This window comes from Neogemmobacter tilapiae (assembly GCF_014652215.1).
In the GTDB taxonomy this organism is placed as follows: domain Bacteria; phylum Pseudomonadota; class Alphaproteobacteria; order Rhodobacterales; family Rhodobacteraceae; genus Neogemmobacter; species Neogemmobacter tilapiae.
The window spans coordinates 114507-131205 of sequence record NZ_BMYJ01000003.1 but is presented as its reverse complement, the minus strand read 5'-3'; the positions used below and the strand labels follow the sequence as shown (position 1 = coordinate 131205).

15 protein-coding genes are annotated in these 16699 nt (G+C 58.8%); 9 read left to right on the top strand and 6 right to left on the bottom strand.

Annotated elements, in window-relative coordinates; all coding sequences use genetic code 11:
- Window positions 1-55 precede the first annotated feature (55 nt).
- Window positions 56-1414, top strand: a complete 1359-nt coding sequence (locus tag IE095_RS05660; protein WP_189410653.1) for a formimidoylglutamate deiminase — start codon at window positions 56-58, stop codon at window positions 1412-1414.
- Here the strand turns inward: IE095_RS05660 and IE095_RS05655 are convergent.
- Entirely contained in the window at window positions 1407-1943 is a 537-nt protein-coding gene (locus IE095_RS05655) for a HutD/Ves family protein (RefSeq protein ID WP_189410652.1), read from the bottom strand. The genes IE095_RS05660 and IE095_RS05655 overlap by 8 nt on opposite strands.
- Window positions 1944-2008: 65 nt before the next feature.
- On the opposite strand from IE095_RS05655, the gene hutC reads away from it, so the two are divergent.
- Window positions 2009-2713, top strand: a complete 705-nt coding sequence (gene hutC / locus IE095_RS05650) for a histidine utilization transcriptional repressor HutC (protein WP_189410651.1) — start codon at window positions 2009-2011, stop codon at window positions 2711-2713.
- Here hutC and IE095_RS05645 read toward each other — a convergent pair.
- From IE095_RS05645 to IE095_RS05635, 3 genes are all read right to left on the bottom strand, one after another.
- On the bottom strand, window positions 2707-4074 hold the full coding sequence (locus tag IE095_RS05645) for a phosphohexomutase domain-containing protein (protein ID WP_189410650.1): 1368 nt from the start codon (window positions 4072-4074) through the stop codon (window positions 2707-2709). The genes hutC and IE095_RS05645 overlap by 7 nt on opposite strands.
- Window positions 4061-5482, bottom strand: a complete 1422-nt coding sequence (locus tag IE095_RS05640; RefSeq protein WP_189410649.1) for a mannose-1-phosphate guanylyltransferase/mannose-6-phosphate isomerase — start codon at window positions 5480-5482, stop codon at window positions 4061-4063. Before IE095_RS05640 ends, IE095_RS05645 begins: the two co-directional genes overlap by 14 nt.
- Before the next feature lie 108 nt (window positions 5483-5590).
- Window positions 5591-6193: a response regulator transcription factor gene (locus tag IE095_RS05635; protein ID WP_189410648.1), complete on the bottom strand. Its 603-nt coding sequence runs from the start codon at window positions 6191-6193 to the stop codon at window positions 5591-5593.
- 221 nt (window positions 6194-6414) lie between these two features.
- Between IE095_RS05635 and IE095_RS05630 the strand changes: the two genes are divergently transcribed.
- The 6 genes from IE095_RS05630 (at window position 6415) to IE095_RS05605 (ending at window position 14049) form a co-directional block, all read left to right on the top strand.
- Window positions 6415-6981: a putative pterin-binding protein gene (locus IE095_RS05630; protein WP_229804589.1), complete on the top strand. Its 567-nt coding sequence runs from the start codon at window positions 6415-6417 to the stop codon at window positions 6979-6981.
- A 28-nt stretch (window positions 6982-7009) separates the two neighbouring features.
- Window positions 7010-9574 (top strand): PAS domain-containing hybrid sensor histidine kinase/response regulator, encoded by a 2565-nt coding sequence (locus tag IE095_RS05625; RefSeq protein ID WP_189410647.1) that lies wholly within the window; start codon window positions 7010-7012, stop codon window positions 9572-9574.
- A 21-nt stretch (window positions 9575-9595) separates the two neighbouring features.
- Window positions 9596-10501, top strand: coding sequence for a D-amino acid aminotransferase (locus IE095_RS05620; protein WP_189410646.1), 906 nt, complete (start codon window positions 9596-9598; stop codon window positions 10499-10501).
- Window positions 10492-11208 carry a sulfotransferase-like domain-containing protein gene (locus tag IE095_RS05615; RefSeq protein WP_189410645.1) on the top strand — a complete coding sequence of 239 codons (717 nt, stop codon included), beginning with the start codon at window positions 10492-10494 and terminating at the stop codon, window positions 11206-11208. The genes IE095_RS05620 and IE095_RS05615 overlap by 10 nt, the downstream gene beginning before the upstream one ends.
- 8 nt (window positions 11209-11216) lie before the next feature.
- The gene (locus IE095_RS05610) at window positions 11217-12128 is read left to right on the top strand and encodes a hypothetical protein (RefSeq protein WP_189410644.1); all 912 of its coding nucleotides are present in this window, start codon (window positions 11217-11219) and stop codon (window positions 12126-12128) included.
- 94 nt (window positions 12129-12222) lie between these two features.
- Window positions 12223-14049: an alpha/beta fold hydrolase gene (locus IE095_RS05605; RefSeq protein ID WP_189410643.1), complete on the top strand. Its 1827-nt coding sequence runs from the start codon at window positions 12223-12225 to the stop codon at window positions 14047-14049.
- Between the two features lie 16 nt (window positions 14050-14065).
- On the opposite strand, the gene IE095_RS05600 is transcribed toward IE095_RS05605, so the two are convergent.
- Window positions 14066-15289, bottom strand: a complete 1224-nt coding sequence (locus IE095_RS05600) for an argininosuccinate synthase (RefSeq protein ID WP_189410642.1) — start codon at window positions 15287-15289, stop codon at window positions 14066-14068.
- A 133-nt stretch (window positions 15290-15422) separates the two neighbouring features.
- On the opposite strand from IE095_RS05600, the gene IE095_RS05595 reads away from it, so the two are divergent.
- Window positions 15423-16205 (top strand): hypothetical protein, encoded by a 783-nt coding sequence (locus IE095_RS05595; RefSeq protein ID WP_189410641.1) that lies wholly within the window; start codon window positions 15423-15425, stop codon window positions 16203-16205.
- On the opposite strand, the gene IE095_RS05590 is transcribed toward IE095_RS05595, so the two are convergent.
- Entirely contained in the window at window positions 16206-16532 is a 327-nt protein-coding gene (locus tag IE095_RS05590; RefSeq protein ID WP_189410640.1) for an Hpt domain-containing protein, read from the bottom strand. It abuts the gene before it with no gap.
- Window positions 16533-16699: the final 167 nt, after the last annotated feature.

Here is a 16699-nt window from a genome sequence, read left to right as displayed (position 1 = left end):
CCGAATCGATATGTATGCGAGTATCACTATTATGTCTATACATAAGGAAGCCGCGATGATCTTTGCCGAACAGGCCCTGTTGGGGCAAGATTGGGTTTCTGACGTGCGTCTTGGCATCACGAACGGGCGGATTTCATCGCTGGAAACGGGGGCTTCGGCCCAGCCCGGTGACACGCGGGTCAAGGCCCTGCTGCCTGCCCTGTCAAACCTGCATTCGCACAGCTTTCAGCGGGCGATGGCCGGGCTGACCGAACGCCGCGCGGCGGGGCGCGATTCCTTCTGGACATGGCGCGACCTGATGTATCGCTTCATGGATCACCTGGCCCCGGATGACATCGAAACCATCGCCGCGCTGGCCTTTATGGAAATGCAAGAGGCGGGCTTTGCCGCCGTCGGCGAATTTCATTATGTCCACCATCAGCCAGGCGGGCAAGCCTATGACAATATTGCAGAATTGTCCGAGCGTATCTTTGCGGCAGCGGCGCTGACCGGCATCGGCCTGACCCATCTGCCGGTGCTTTACAGCTATGGCGGGGCAGGAATGCAGCCCTTGGCGCAGGGGCAGCGACGCTTCGGCAATGATGTGGAACGCTTTGCCGATCTGGTGTCCAAAGCGCAAACGGGCCTGACCGTCCTGCCCCATGACGCCGCTTTGGGCATCGCGCCACACTCACTGCGTGCCACCTGTCCCGACGATCTGCGGGCCTTGCTGGCGATGAACCTGCCCGGCCCACGCCATATCCACATCGCGGAACAGCCAAAAGAGGTGGCCGATGTGCGGGCTTGGCTGGGCGCAAGGCCAGTGGAATGGGCGCTAGATAACCTGCCGCTTGGCCCCGATTGGTGCCTGATCCATGCGACCCACATGACCCCCGACGAAACTGCGCGACTGGCCGCGACCGGCGCCGTGGCAGGGCTTTGCCCGGTGACCGAGGCGAACTTGGGCGACGGGCCGTTCAATGGGCCGGGCTGGCTGGCGGCGGCTGGGGCCTTTGGTGTGGGCAGCGATTCCAATGTGCGGATCTCGATGGTCGAGGAATTGCGCACGCTGGAATATTCCCAACGTCTGCGCGACATGGAGCGCAATGTGCTGGTCGCGGGCGAAGGTTCGGTCGGGCATCATCTTTACACGGCAGCGGCGAAAGGTGGGGCGCAGGCGCTTGGCCGTCAAGCCGGGGAAATTGCCTTGGGCCTTTGGGCCGACCTTTTGGCCATCGACACCGACCACCCCACGCTGTGCCCCCTGCCCCCGGATCGCTGGCTGGACGGGCTGACCTTTGCCGCAGGCCAATCGGCGCTGACCGATCTGTGGTCAGCAGGACGGCATCAGGTGCAGCAGGGCCGCCATAGGCAGCGCGACGGGATCCTAGTGCGCTGGCGCGGTTTGGCGCAACGACTGCGCGCAGTCATGTAGGGCTTTGTTGATCCAGATGCAGCAACAGGCCCTGCCCGCCTTGCAAGGTAAAACCGTGTCCCAAAACCATCGCGCCCTCCGGGACGGTCTGGCCATTCGCGTGAACACCATCCGAAAGCGCAAACAGCCCGGTCATCCCACGGTCATGGCTTTGAACCGCCTCACCCTGCCAAAGCCGGACCTCGGCCCGCACCCGAAGCGGATCATAAATCACATTCAAATCGCGGATCTGGCCGTTCAGCAACCGTCCAACCACCGAAGTCTCGCCAGAGAAACCGACAGGGTGCAAGGGTTGCGCCGCAAGCGGCCCATCCGGCGTGTCCAAAACCATCCCCGCGCCCTCGATCACGGTCAAAATCCGCGCCATGCCAGGAAAATGCGAAAACGGCCCGTCGCTGGCAACCTCCGCCACGCTCAGCCGCCAAAGCCAACGGCCATCCTGCTCGGCCTTGGCAATCTCATGCGTAACGCCGCCGCCATTCCTCCAAGGGCTGGTCAAAAATTGCGCGGGTGTCAGGATCTCAAACATGGGCCGCCTTGCTTTATGTCTGCACCTATCCCTATCAAGGGCCAACCGGGCTGCAAAGATGGGTGATGTTTGCCGTGACTGAGGCAATTGGTTTCCGAGAGGTTAAGGCAGAGATCCTGCGCCGGATCACGCAAGGCATCTGGCCCCCCGGCAGCCTTTTGCCCGGCGAACTGGCGCTGGCCGAAGAATTCGCCTGCGCCCGCGCCACGGTCAACCGCGCTCTGCGCGAGTTGGACGAGGCGGGCCTGTTGGACCGCAAGCGCAAGGCGGGGACGCGGGTCCGGCTGGCCCCGCTGCGACAAGCGCGGTTCGAAATGCCGATTGTGCGTTTAGAAATCGAGCGCACTGGTGCGCGCTATCGCTATGTTTTGATTAAGAAAGAGCTTCTGCCCGCACCGGATTGGTTGGCGGCCCGGCTGCATCTGGGACAAGGGTCCACAGCATTGCATCTGCTTTGTCTGCATTTGGCGGATGGGCAACCTTGGCAGCTTGAAGATCGCTGGATCAATGCCCAAGCCCTGCCGCAAGTGCTGGATCAGGATTTTCACCACGAGGGGCCGAACGAATGGCTGATCCGGGCTGTTCCCTACTCTGAAGTCGAGGTCAGTTTTCTCGCCGCCGCCGCGGCGGCGGAAGAAGTTACCCATTTGGGCTTTGACCCCGGCGACCCCGTGTTCAGGGTGGAACGGATGACTTGGTGGCAATCCGTCGGAATTACTCATGTCACGCTAAGTCATCGACGTGGTCACAGGATGACCACCCGCTACTGAGCCAGCAACGCGCGGATTTCTTGCAGTTTCAACGCAACCAAGGCAGCATTCCCCCGCGTTTCGATATTCAGGCGCAGAAAGTTTTCCGTCGATGACCCACGCAGGTTCAATCGCCAATCGTGAAATGACAGCGACAGCCCATCACTTTCATCAATTTCTGTCGCCAAGGCTCGATACACTGCTGAGACCTTCGCGACAGATTCCGCAATATTTAACACCCGAAAATTAGTCTCGCCCGATGTTGGAAAATTGGCCCTCATCTCGTCCACCAACGCCGACAAAGGCTTCCCTGTTTTCGAAAGCAAAGCGGCGATTTTGAGCCAAGGGATCATCCCACTGTCACAGAACATGAAATCCCGAAAGTAGTGATGGGCTGACATTTCCCCACCATAGATGGCGTCGGCTTGGCGCATCGCATGTTTCATGTGGACGTGTCCGACTTTGGCCGGAACAGCCTGACCACCGGCGCGCGCCACCACGGACTGAACGTTCCAAATTACCCGTCGGTCGTGCACGATCCGTCCACCCGGCTCGTCCTCCAGGCAGGCGGCGGCCAGCAACGCCACAACATGTTCACCGTCCACAAAATGACCCGCCGCATCAAAAAAGAAACAGCGGTCAAAATCGCCATCCCAAGCAATGCCCATATCGGCCTTGGCGGCCAAAACGGCCTGGCTGGTCTGATCTCGGTTTTCCGGCAACAGCGGATTCAGGACACCGTTTGGAAAAAGTGGATCGGGGTTATGGTTCACACGCACAAAACTCAGAGGTGCGGCCCGTGCGGCCAGTTCGGCGGCAATTGCGTCAAAGGCAGCCCCCGCAACGCCATTCCCCGCATTCACCAGGATTCGCAGTGGCCGCAGGTTTTTGACGTCGATCAAGCCCACCACTCGTCGCGCATATTCGGTTCGGGCCATCTTGGCGCGGATCGTGCCATTCCCCTTTTTCAGCGTCGGATCGCATCCAATGGCCAGCGACTCCAGCCTGCCCAATTCGCCGTCCCTTAGCGGCTTTGCCCCCGGCCCTACCAATTTCATTCCGTTGTATTCGATCGGGTTGTGCGAGGCGGTAACTTCAATCCCCCCGTCGGCCCCAAAGTGGTCGACGGCAAAGTAAACTTCCTCTGTTCCAGCTTGCCCAATATCGACAACATCGACACCCGCCGCACAAAGGCCGCCCATCAGGGCCGCCTGAAGCGCAGGGCTGCTTTCCCGGCCATCTCGACCTACGACAACGGTCTTGGCCCTCTGGCAAGTCGCAAAGGCCCATCCGATGCGAAAGGCCAGATCTTCGTTCAGGTCAACACCGACGCGCCCGCGGATGTCATAGCTTTTGAAACAGGTCAGCCTATTTGCGGGCATAGACATCCTCATAGCGCCGGATGTCGTCTTCGCCCAAGTAGGCACCGGTCTGAACCTCAATCAGCCGTAAGGGCAGTTTCCCCGGATTGGCCAAGCGATGGACAGCGCCCAAAGGGATATAGACGGACTGGTTTTCGCCAACCAAACGCGCTTCCTGCCCCACCGTCACTTGCGCCGTCCCTTCCACCACGACCCAATGTTCGGCGCGGTGAACATGACTTTGCAGCGACAGTTGGCCACCTGGCTTCACGACGATGGATTTGACTTGGAATCGTGGTCCCATGGCCAAAGTCTCATAGTGCCCCCAAGGGCGAGCCTGCCGCGGAAAATCGTCGGCTTGCTTTACTCCGGCCTTTTGCAGATGGATCACCGCTTCGGACACGGATTGCGTCGCATCCAGATCAGTGATCAGCACACCATCGCGGGTTGCCACCGCGGCGATGTTTTTCAGCCCGATCCCCACCAGATGTACGCCCGGTTCATCCGACCGCAGCAGGCTGTCGGCGCAACCTATCGCTGTCACCTCACCCGATCGGGCGACCTCTTGCCCATCCCGAACCGATTCCTGCCAGACGCTGCGCCAACTGCCCATATCGTTCCATCGGGCAGAAACCGGTATCACCACGCCAGCGACATGTTCCAGCACGGCGTAGTCGACCGAGATTTCCGGCGCTTCGGCAAATTCCGGCCCGAGACGCAAGAAGGACAGGTCAGGACGAGAGCTGGCAATGCTGGCCTTTACGGCCAAGGCCACCCCTGGTGCATGTGTCCCAAAAGCAGCCAGGATGCTGCGGGCCGAGAACAGGAAAATCCCCGCATTCCAAAGATACCGCCCCGATTCTTGCATCAGTTGCGCGCCAGCCAAATCTGGCTTTTCGACAAATCTTTGAAACGTCTGTGCGATCCCGTCCTGTGGTCGCTCTGCCGTTTCAATATAGCCATATCCCGTCTCGGCCCGATCCGGCCGGATACCAAAGGTCACGATCCGGCCATCCAACGCCTGTTCTATGCCGGCGGCTAAAGCCTGCCCAAAGGCTGTGACATCGCCAATATGGTGGTCCGATGGTGCCACCAGCAACAAAGCCTCAGGGTCGTCAGCAAAAGCCAGTCCCGCCGCCGCGCAAATGGCGGGCCCCGTGTTGCGCGGTGTCGGCTCCACCACCACGCTCGCCCCGCCTAACCCCATTTCCGCAAGTTGTTCTTGGACGACAAAACGATAATCTTCGGCCGTCATCAGCAGGGGGTTCACACAACCCATTTCCTCAAGCCGCCGCAGCGTCGTCTGCAAAAGGCTTTCTTGCCCAAATAGCCGGACGAATTGCTTGGGTCGGCTTTTGCGGGACACGGGCCACAACCGCTTGCCCGACCCGCCACATAGGATGACCGGTCGAACCTTTGCGTGTGACATTCCCGGCCTCCTACCCATGATCAACACCGGACGGTATCCACGGAATACCAGAGAAACAAGCCACCTTGCTGCGGCGAAACATCCTTGGGTTGTGAATTTCGGAGCGGCTCAAAGCAAATTCTGATCCCGGGCGATCATCGCCGCATGGGTTCGGTTCCGGGCGTTCAGCTTGCGGCTCAGCGTTTTTACATGCAGTTTTACGGTCACTTCCTGCACGTCCAGATCTCTGGCGATTTCCTTGTTCGACTTACCGTCACAAACCCCCCGCAAGACCTCGACTTCGCGCGGCGACAGGTTGCCTGCACCTATGCGGCTCTCTTGCTGCAAAAAGGCAAAAGGGGCAAAAACCTCACCTGCGATCATAAAACGCACGGCTGTCACCATTGATTTTGAAGACAGGGTTTTCGGAACAAAACCCGCAGCCCCGGCGCGCATCGCTTCCTCTGCGATCCCTGGCGTTGCGGTTCCTGACAAGATCGCAACAGGGCCCTTGTTCGCAGTAATCATCCGCGTCAACCCTGACAGCCCGTCCATCCCCGGCATATTATAGTCCAGCAGAACCAGATCAAACCGCCCTTTTTGCTGAACAATAGATAGGGCGGCCCCCAAGGACGGTGCCGTTGTCACCTCGCCCACACCTTCCGCTTGCAGGAAGGCCGCGATGGTTTCCCGCACGAGATCGTGGTCATCGGCAATCAACAATCTGGCCATCGTCGAACCCACCCTAAGAACCCCAGTGGCTGACGCGCTTGTTCCTTTGAACATCAATCTTCGTACTCACTCCGACCGGCAAGAATGACACGCCGGACGGATCGCTTGGCCTTCATCATTTGACTAGGGCGCTTAGATCCATCACCGCAGCAGACTTTCTTTGCCCTATTGGTCATTGTATACCCTTCCTATCCTTTCGGGTAGGGCCATATCCATTGGCAGTGCTGACTCATGCAACGGAATATGTCACGAATCCGGCATTGATCCGGTGCGGGTATAGACAGATGCGAATTCTCACATGGGTGACTGCTTTGCTGATGGCTTTAGCTGCGCCATCTTGGCCCGAAGGGCTTGAACCGCCAAAAGGTAAGGTGGTCTTGACGGTAACCGGTTTGATCGGTGCAACGAATGGCGAAGGCGCAGCCACCTTTGATCTTGCCATGCTGGAAGCGCTTGACCGAAAGACCTTCGCGACAACGACAATCTGGACTGAAGGGCAGCAGGTTTTGTCTGGTGTGCCGTTGGTCGAACTATTGGCGCATCTCAAGATCAAAGGCCGGACCCTGAAGGTTACGGCGGTGAATGACTATAGCATCGAAGTGCCAATTTCTGACGCGGTGCAGGGCGGGCCAATCCTTGCTTATCTGAATAATGGCCAACGCATGACCTTGCGCGACAAAGGTCCGCTTTGGCTGGTTTACCCCTATGATCAGAATCCGGCCTATCAGTCGGAAACGATCTATGCCCGCAGTGTCTGGCAATTGGATCGGATCGAGGTTTTGCCGTGATGGCCTGGGGCAAGGTAGGGCGTTGGCCGTGCTGAATCCGCAGTCAACGCAGCCCCTTCTGAATGTGCTGATCGCCAGTCTTGTGGCCCTGGCAATTTTGCTTTGCGCTTTTGCTATTTCATATCTGTCTTCCGATGTCCGACGCGAGATTGACGATCTTGCTCGGGCCAATGCGGACAATACGCAATGGTCACTGGCCCAGAACGAGTTGGAACTGTTGGCGATGATCAACGCGGGTCGCCGTTCCATGGCCAGCGGGGAAGGGCTTGATGCCTTTCGCGAAAGGTTTGACATCTTTTACAGCCGAGCAAGGATGTTGCAGGAAAGCAGCCAGTTCCGCGAACTGCGCCGGTCACCAGATGTGATGGCCAGCATCGCCTATACCCAGAATTTTCTGGATCGGCAGGTCGTGTTGGTTGATGGCAACGATAGCGACTTGCAGGCCGCGTTGCCCGACATCGTCGCCGAAGCCGAAGGTTTGCAGGCTCGTTTGCGGGCCATGTCCTTGTTGGGTATCCGCATCTTCTCGGCTACGGCGGACGAGCGGCGGATGATCGCCTCGGAAACCTTACTTTGGATCGCACTTCTGACTGCGGCGCTTGTTTTGGCATTGACGATGATGGTCATGGTCCTGACCTTCATGACAAGGCAGGCCCATCGTCGGGCGAATGAACAATCAGCAACACGCGCGCGGCTTGAAGCGATTATTTCCACCGCATTGGATGGTGTGATCGTGATCGACCGCGATGGGGTGATCTTGGACTACAATGCCGCCGCGCAAGGCATTTTTGGCTATGCACGGGCCGAGGTGATCGGGCAGGTCATGGCAGATCTGATGATCCCTGATCATCTAAAGGCGGCCCACGCGGCTGGTATGCGACGGTTCGATGTCACGCGCGACAGTCGGATCGTGGGCAAGGCACGCGTCCAGATGGAGGGTCGGCGGAAAAACGGCGAGGTCTTCCCCATCGAGTTTTCGGTGTCAGTCGCCAGCAGTGCCGAAGGCGAGATTTTCGTATCCTTTTTGCGCGACATTTCGGCGCGTCTTGCTGCGGAACAGGAACTGGTCAACGCGCGCGACAAAGCTGTCCAAGGCGAAAAGGCGAAGGCAGATTTTCTGGCGGTGATGAGCCATGAAATGCGAACGCCGCTGAACGGTATGCTGGGAACGCTGGAACTGTTGCAGTCCACGCGGCTGGACGACAGCCAGAAACGCTATGTGCAGGTGATCGCCAGCTCGGGCCAGTTGTTGCTGCACCATGTGAATGATGTTCTGGACATTTCGCGCCTAGATGCCGGCAAAATGGAGCTTCAGGCCGACCACTTCAATGCAAATGCCCTGGTTCAAGAAATTGTCGAGAATCAGGGCCATCTGGCGCTGACGAAAGGCAATCGGCTGCATTGGTCGCCAGAGGACGACAGCTTGAACGCCGTTCGGGGCGACGCCAAGCGTCTGCGACAAGTTCTACTGAATTTGGTGGGCAACGCCGTAAAGTTCACCCGAAATGGCGATGTCACGATTCTGGCCAAACGTCTACCCGGCGGCTTGGCCGAATTTCGGGTGATCGACACGGGAATAGGAATCCCCAAGGCCGATCAACCCCGGATTTTCGAAGATTTCGTAACGATCGATGCCTCTTATATGCGCAGCGCCGGTGGAACGGGGCTGGGCCTCGGCATCGCGCAAAGGTTGGTGCGCGCGATGGGTGGGCAGATTGGCGTGGAAAGCGAGGCAGGACAAGGAAGCCTGTTCTGGGTCCGCTTGCCCTTGGCAGAGGATGTCTTGTCGCCGTCCAATGATGGAAAGGCGGGGCTCGGCCGCGGGCGGCGGCGCAAACCTTGGGCTGGGCGTCGAATTCTGGTGGTGGAGGACAACCACATCAACCGCTTTGTTGTGCGCGAAATGTTGCAACGCGAAGGCTGTCTCGTGGATGAGGCACATGATGGCGAGGAAGGCGTCGCTCTGGCGAGGCGACAGTCCTATGATCTAATTTTGATGGATATCAGTATGCCCGATGTGGATGGTCTGGCCGCTGCGCGACGCATCCAGGCTGATGCGAAGGGGGCGTCCCAACAAGCGCCCATCGTTGCGCTGACGGCTCATGCGCTGCCCCAAGATATGGAACGTTTTCGGGCAGCCGGCTTAGCCCAAACTTTGATCAAACCCATTTCGATCCGTCGATTGCAGGGACTACTGCAAAGCACGTTTGCGCAGATCGAGGCTTGGTCTGTTGCTGCCGAGCCGCAGGAACCCTTGGTGCGCGATGATACGCTGGATCAATTGCGTCAGTCCTTGGGTGAGGCAAAGTTTCGGGAGCTGCTTGGTCAGTTCCTTAGCCAAACCGATTCGGATATGGCGAGGTTGATCGAAAGCACGGACGATCCCCTAGCCATGGCGGCTATGGCGCATCGTATGGCGGGTTCGGCTGCTGTTTTCGGGGCAGGGGTATTGCATGAGGTCTTGGAAAGGCTGGAACAACGCCTAAAAACTGGCCCGGCAAAGGCCCTTCGTGACGACTTGGTGCAGGCAAGGGCCTGCTGGGCAGAAACACGGTCTAGGTTGCAGCTTTCGGGATCAACGGCAAAGGGCTAGGCTGGCGGAAAGGAGCCCGCCATGACCGACCACGCCCATACCCATCAGGCTGAAGAAGACAGCCGGAACGAGCAGATCCTGATCCATGTGAACGGTAAAATCCTACCCAAGGCGCAGGCTCTGGTCAGCGTTTATGATGCCGGTTTCATGCTGGGCGATGGGGTTTGGGAAGGCATTCGCCTTTATGACGGCAGATGGGCCTTTCTGGACGAACATCTGGAGCGGCTGTTCGAGGCCGCCAAGGCGATTGATCTGGACATCGGCCAGACCCCCGCCCAGATCGCGCAATCCTTGCGCGATCTGCAAAAGGCCAATGGCATGGAAACCGATGCCCATGCCCGGCTGATGGTGACGCGCGGGGTCAAGACACGACCCTTTCAGCATCCGCGCCTGTCGCAGCAGGGGCCGACCGTCGCCATCATCATGGAACATTCACGGCCCAAGATTCCCCGCCCCATCCGTCTGGCCACTGTGCCGCATATGCGCGGTCTGCCGATGACGCAGGATCCCAAGCTGAACAGCCATTCCAAACTGAATTGCATCTTGGCTTGTATCGCCGCCGAAAAGGCCGGCGCGGATGAGGCGTTGATGCTGGATGTTCATGGCTTTGTGAACACCACCAATGCCTGCAATTTTTTCATCGTCCGCAAGGGCGAGGTTTGGACCAGCACGGGCGATTACTGCATGAACGGCATCACAAGGGCCAAGGTGATCCGCCTTTGCCGCGACAACGGCATCCCTGTTTTCGAACGCAATTTCTCCTTGGTTGAGGTATATTCTGCGGAGGAGGCGTTCCTGACGGGCACCTTCGGGGCCCAGACCCCGGTGGGGTTGATCGACGGGCGGCAGATCGGCACGGGTCAGATGGGCCCGATGACGCAACGGCTGCGGGGCCTATATAAAGAGTTGGTGAAATCATGCGGATAGCGATGTGGTCCGGCCCTCGGAATCTTTCGACGGCGCTGATGTATTCCTTTGCCGCGCGGGGCGATTGCGGCGTTTGGGATGAGCCGTTTTATGCGGCCTATTTGCAAGCCACAGGTCTGCACCATCCGATGTATCAAGAGGTGATTGCCAAAGGCCCTGTCGATCCCTTTATCGTCGCTGGCGAATGTCGAGGGCCGGGCAATCCGGAGAAACCCTATTTCTATCAAAAGCATATGACACTGCATATGGTGCCGGGCTTCCCGCGCGACTGGATGGCATCTTGCGAAAATGTGTTCCTGATCCGGCATCCGGCTCGGGTGATCGCCAGCTATGCCGCGAAACGCGAGGGGCCGACGCTGGCCGACATCGGCTTTGTGCAGCAGGCGGAACTGTTCGATGAAATCGCCCATCGGACGGGCCATACCCCGCGTGTGGTGGCCGCCGAGGATATCCGTGCGACGCCGCGGGTGACCTTGATGAAACTGTGCGGCTCTTTAGGTCTGCCCTTCAACGACAGGATGCTGCATTGGCAGGCGGGGCCAAAACCCTATGATGGGGTCTGGGCACCCCATTGGTACAACGCCGTGCATCGCAGCACCGGCTTTGACACCGCCGAAGGACCGCTGCCCGAATTGGAAGGCGACTATGCGCAGCTCGCCGAAGAGGCGATGCCGTTTTACGAACGGCTTTATCTGCACAAGATGTAGGGGCTGTCGTGGAGGCGGATCAGGATGCAATGGCCGCAGTGAAGGCGGCCCTTCCAAAATTGCGACGTGCGCGTATTGTAGGCTTGATGGGTATAGCGGCAAGCCTCGCAATGGTTGTCATGCTTGCCCATGACGCGTCTTTGCAGTCGGCTGTAAACCCTTGGGTTTTGGGCTTCGGCATCACTATGTGTATTTTTCCAGCGGTCTTTGCGTTGCATTGGATGGAGTTGCTCCAACAGCGAACCGTCCTACCGCGCTTGGCCGCTATGGTCGGACTAGACGTTCCCGCAAAGATCACGCGCCAGATCAGAAACACCATGCGGGATCGCGTTCGGCCCGGACTTTTGCCTGAAGCACATCGGTTAAAGGTGCAAGAGTTTGCTGTTAGCCATTTTGGCAAACAGGAACTGATCTACTCCAAGATCCGAATCCCCCACCCGAATGATGACGACGACCTTTTCGAGGGCATCTTGCTAACCCTGCATCATCGGGTGCCGATGCCAGAGTTCCACCTCGTCGCACGCGCTTTGCCGGATAAGCGCTGGTCAGGACTTGAAACCGTAAACACCTTCTACCATCACCAAGCCAATCTGCAGCTTTGGCCTAACCACCTGCTTTATGTCTCCCATCGCACAGACCCAAGCCATTCGCTCTTGTCCAGCATCCTTGATCGGCACTTTCGCATCGCAAACCAGTTTGATCCCACTGCAAGACTGCTTTCGTCGATCTGCGACGGCCATCAAACCCAGCTTGCGATCCGCTGCAATTATGGTTTCAGCCGTGTCGGCGGCCTTGTTCTGGCCAGCCAAAGATTGGAGGCGCAAGTCAAAAGCCTTATGCACGATTTCTCGATCATCTACGCGAGCTTGGGCCTGTTGCTTGAAGCCGAAAGCTTGATCGCTTCGAAAACTGCCGACTGACCTTGTATCATCCACCGGTTCCCCGCATGGTCGCAGGGGCAATTGGGGGCGGAAGATGAGATTTGTTTCGGTTTTTCTTGCATTTATGTGCCCATTGGGGGGCGCAGCCCAAGACAGCCTGCCCGATGCTTTGGCCGCATTGGATGCCCAACCCTGCGTCGATTCCGATCTGATCTGCGTGACCCTGCCCATGCCGCTGGATCACGCGGCGAATGACCCTGACAGCACCGTTCCCGTCACCTTCGCCGTGCATATGGCCCCCGATCCGCAGGGCACGCTGATCTATGCGGTGGGCGGGCCGGGCGTTTCGGGGTTGGTTTCGGCGGGCAGCTATATGCCGACCTTTACCCCTGAACTGACCGATCAGATGAACATCATCTTTTTCGACCAGCGCGGGGTGGGTGCGGAAACCGGTCTTGAATGCCTGAAGGCGCAGGCCGCCTTTGACCGCGCCCCCCTGCCGGTCGAGGCTCCCGCCCAATCCATCGCCTTGGCCCGCGCCTTTGTGCAGGCTTGCAAGGCCGAGGTGGCGCGGCCTGACCTGTTGCCCTATCTGACCACCGATCAGGTGATCCGCGATCTTGAAGCCTTTCGGCAAAAGCTGAGGCTCGGGATGGTTTGGATTTATGGCGAAAGCTATGGCACACAGGTCGCCCAAGCCTATGCGACGGCCTATCCCAAGGCGGTGAAGGGGATCATTCTGGATGGGGTGGTTGATCTGAACCTGTCCTCGCAAGGGTTCTACGCCACCTCAACCCGCGCAGCCGAGGCGATTCTGGACCGAGTCTTTGCCGAATGCGACGCCGATCCGAACTGTGCCAAAGACATGGGCCAACCGGCAGCGCAGGCCTATGACGCGCTGATGGCGCGTTTGCCCATGCAAATCGCCTATCCCCTGTCTTCGGAAGGCCATGTCGAAAGGGCGCTGACCCCGCAAGCCCTGCAAAACGTGGCGTTTTATGCGCTGTATGGGCAGGAATCGCGGTCGGAACTGCTGCGGGCTTTGGCTGCGGCGGGCGACGGTGATTTGGTGCCCCTGCTGCGGTTGGAATATGCGAACCTGTATCTCGACCCCGACACGGAAACGCCCCTGTCGGACGGCATGTGGTTCGGCGCGGCCTATTATGCCGTCACCTGTGGCGACTATGCCGAGGGCAGCGGCGATCCGACAGCCGATGCGCAAGCGGTGATCGAACAGGCAAAGGCCTGGCCAAAGGGCCGGATGGACCGCAGCTATTACGCCGAACGTCTGGCTTGTGCCTTCTGGTCGCCTGAAAAGGGCGTGAAGCGGCCCGAACCCTTTGCCGGGGGGGATTATCCGACCGTGGTTTTGAATGGTGATGCCGACCCGATCACCCCGGCTGAAATGGCCAAATCTGTCGCCCGCCATGCGCGGAACAGCCATCTGATCCTGCAACAGAACGGCCCGCATGTGATCTGGGGTCGCGGCGAATCCTGCCCGGACGATGCCGTGGCCTCTTTGTTGTTTGACGGGGTGAGGCCCCGATTGGAACCCTTCTGCAATGTCCCGCTGATGACCGATTATCTGCCGCTCTATCCGGCGGGCAATAATGATCCGATGTCGATCGCCAGCCTGATCTGGGACGAGCTTTGGATGTATCCTGATTTCTACGCCTGGGACGGTGTTTCCGTCATCAGGACAGCCTGCACCGGCGGGGGGAATGTCACATTCAGCGGCACGGACAGCATGACGGTTCTGCGCTTTGAAAACTGCCGCATATGGCCGGGCGTGGTGCTGAACGGCATCGGGCATGAAGTCTACGCCAGCGATGGCAAGGACGGGCTGAACCTAACCCTGCACATCGCCGCCGGTTCCGACAGTGGCGATGTGGAATTCTTTGATCCGCTGAATGGCGATGCACCAACACTTAGCGGAACATGGAATGGCCAGCCCCTTTAAGGGCTGGCCATCCGGATCATTTCACCCGCGAATTCCGCGCCGCGATCAGGCGCAGGCGCAGGGCGTTCAGGCGGATAAAGCCTGCCGCGTCCTTTTGGTCATAGGCCCCCGCGTCTTCTTCAAAGGTCACATGCTTCTCGGAATAAAGCGAATGGTCCGACCAACGCGCCACCGTCCGGGCCGAACCCTTGTACAGTTTCACCCGCACCGTGCCCGTCACATGCTCCTGTGACTTGTCGATCAGCGCCTGCAACATTTCGCGCTCCGGGCTGAACCAGAACCCGTTGTAGATCAGTTCCGCATAGCGCGGCATGATGCTGTCTTTCAGATGGCCAGCGCCTGCGTCCAAGGTGATCTGTTCGATCCCCCGGTGCGCTTCCAACAGGATCGTCCCGCCGGGCGTTTCATACAGCCCCCGCGATTTCATCCCGACAAAGCGATTTTCCACCAGATCCAGCAGGCCCACACCATGCTTGCCGCCGATGTCGTTCAAACGCGCCAAAATCGTCGCGGGCGACAAAGCCTCACCGTTGATCGACACGGCATCGCCGCGCTCGAACCCGATTTCCACATATTCCGCCTGATCCGGCGCCTGTTCCACCGGAACAACCCGCTGATAGACGAATTCGGGTGCTTCCTCGGCCGGGTTTTCCAGAACCTTGCCCTCGGACGAGGTGTGCAAAAGGTTCGCGTCCACGCTGAACGGCGCTTCGCCCCGCTTGTCTTTCGCAATCGGAATCTGGTTCGCCTCGGCAAATTCCAGCAGTTTCGTCCGGCTGGTCAGATCCCACAGCCGCCAAGGTGCGATCACCTTGATCGCCGGGTCCAAAGCCGCCGCCGACAGTTCAAACCGCACCTGATCATTGCCCTTGCCCGTCGCCCCATGCGCCACCGCATCGGCCCCGGTTTCATGCGCGATCCGCACCAGATGCTGCGAAATCAGCGGTCGCGCGATCGATGTGCCCAGCAGATACAGCCCTTCGTACAGCGCATTCGCCCGGAACATCGGGAAAACGAAGTCGCGCACGAATTCTTCGCGCACATCGACGATGTGAATGTTCTCGGGTTTGATCCCCATCAGCAGCGCCTTTTGGCGCGCCGGTTCCAGTTCCTCGCCCTGGCCCAGATCGGCGGTGAAAGTCACCACCTCGCAGCCATATTCGGTTTGCAGCCATTTCAGAATGATCGAGGTATCCAGACCGCCCGAATAGGCCAGGACAACTTTCTTGGGTGCCGACATGCAAAGTCTCCGCCAGAGTTTCCGCGCGATTAACGGGAAAAGGGGCAGGGGGCAAGAACAGGCTTGTACCCGGCACACTTGACTTGCGTCGTGCGGCATGACCCCTTGCATCTGCGTAAGGCATGAGGGCGCGATGAAAGCGTGGCAGATCTTCGTTCATTCTTGGCGGCAGGTGTTCGGCAATTTCGGCGCGGCACTGCAAGTGTCGGTCATTCCCTATCTGATCGGCCAAGCCGCACTTTTTGGATCGGGCCTGCACAACTACCCGACCGCCGAAGCTTTGCAGGCAGCGATGGACAGTGGGCAGTTGAACCCCGGTTTGGCATTTGCGGTGGGCGTTGTTAGCGGCGTCATGTCGCTTTGGATCGCCGTTGCTTGGCATCGTTTTGTTTTGACCGAAGAACGCGGTGGCGTGGTGCCGGTTTTCCATGCCGACCGGGTGCTGGGCTATTTCGGCAAAGGGCTGGGCATCGGGTTGATGATAGTGATTCCGGCGCTGCTGCTTTTGATGTTGGGCGCTGTTGTGGGTCATGCTTTGTTTAGGGTTGACCCGTCCACGCTTGCCACCTCGCCGGGCAAGTTTCTGCTGGCGCAGCTGGTGCCGCTGATCTTCCTGTTGCCGGTGGGCGTGTTGATGACCCGCCTTAGCGCGATGTTGCCTGGCGCCGCGCTGAAACCCGGCGTGCCGATCCTCAGCGGATGGGAGGCGACAAAAGGGGAAAGCGGCGTGATGTTGGGCGTGGTTGGCTTGACCTTTGGTTTGGCGCTGATTCTGCAAGTTCCGCTGTTCTTCATCCAAAACAGCTTCTTGGTCTTTGTTTGGGGCACGATCACGGGCTGGATCAGTCTGATGCTGGGCGCCTCAGTTTTGACCACGCTTTATGGCCATTACATCGAAAAGCGCGCCTTGGTCTGATCAGGCGGCGCTGGGCCGTTGCAGGCTGGTCAGGAACGCGGTCTTTGACGCCTGATAGCATGCAAGAATGGGGTCCGGCTCGATCATCACGCCCCTGGCGGCGCGGTGCTCGCCAGCCTGACACAAATCGGCCAGATCCTCGAACCCCAAGTTCAGTGCTGCCCCCTTCAGAAAATGCAGAGCCTGTGCTTGCGCGGCAGATGTCGTCAGGCGCAACATTCGGTTGGTAACCTCGTCCGCTTCTTCCAGAAAAATCTCGACCACCTCGACAAAGCTGTCGTCACCGATTTCGGACCGAAGGTCTCCTACCCTGTTCCAATCAATCATCGTCATTCCCCTGTACCGTCCTCGCAGCATGGCGTGTCTTAATTAACCGTTGGTAAGTCTGACCCCGCCCATAATTTGGCATTTTAATTTTCACCTGCCGTTAAGGCGGATGGGCGATCAAGGCCGTGGAAGGCAGGTGAAACGTGCAAAGCGCCCGGCAAAGTGAC

What these genes read in the sequence shown, in the direction of transcription:
- IE095_RS05600 (WP_189410642.1), bottom strand. Translation starts at nt 15,289, where the DNA reads ATGTCGGCACCCAAGAAAGTTGTCCTGGCCTATTCGGGCGGTCTGGAT.
- IE095_RS05590 (WP_189410640.1), bottom strand. Translation starts at nt 16,532, where the DNA reads ATGATTGATTGGAACAGGGTAGGAGACCTTCGGTCCGAAATCGGTGAC.
- hutC (WP_189410651.1), top strand. Translation starts at nt 2,009, where the DNA reads ATGTTTGCCGTGACTGAGGCAATTGGTTTCCGAGAGGTTAAGGCAGAG.
- IE095_RS05645 (WP_189410650.1), bottom strand. Translation starts at nt 4,074, where the DNA reads ATGCCCGCAAATAGGCTGACCTGTTTCAAAAGCTATGACATCCGCGGG.
- IE095_RS05640 (WP_189410649.1), bottom strand. Translation starts at nt 5,482, where the DNA reads ATGTCACACGCAAAGGTTCGACCGGTCATCCTATGTGGCGGGTCGGGC.
- IE095_RS05615 (WP_189410645.1), top strand. Translation starts at nt 10,492, where the DNA reads ATGCGGATAGCGATGTGGTCCGGCCCTCGGAATCTTTCGACGGCGCTG.
- IE095_RS05635 (WP_189410648.1), bottom strand. Translation starts at nt 6,193, where the DNA reads ATGGCCAGATTGTTGATTGCCGATGACCACGATCTCGTGCGGGAAACC.
- IE095_RS05620 (WP_189410646.1), top strand. Translation starts at nt 9,596, where the DNA reads ATGACCGACCACGCCCATACCCATCAGGCTGAAGAAGACAGCCGGAAC.
- IE095_RS05595 (WP_189410641.1), top strand. Translation starts at nt 15,423, where the DNA reads ATGAAAGCGTGGCAGATCTTCGTTCATTCTTGGCGGCAGGTGTTCGGC.
- IE095_RS05660 (WP_189410653.1), top strand. Translation starts at nt 56, where the DNA reads ATGATCTTTGCCGAACAGGCCCTGTTGGGGCAAGATTGGGTTTCTGAC.
- IE095_RS05655 (WP_189410652.1), bottom strand. Translation starts at nt 1,943, where the DNA reads ATGTTTGAGATCCTGACACCCGCGCAATTTTTGACCAGCCCTTGGAGG.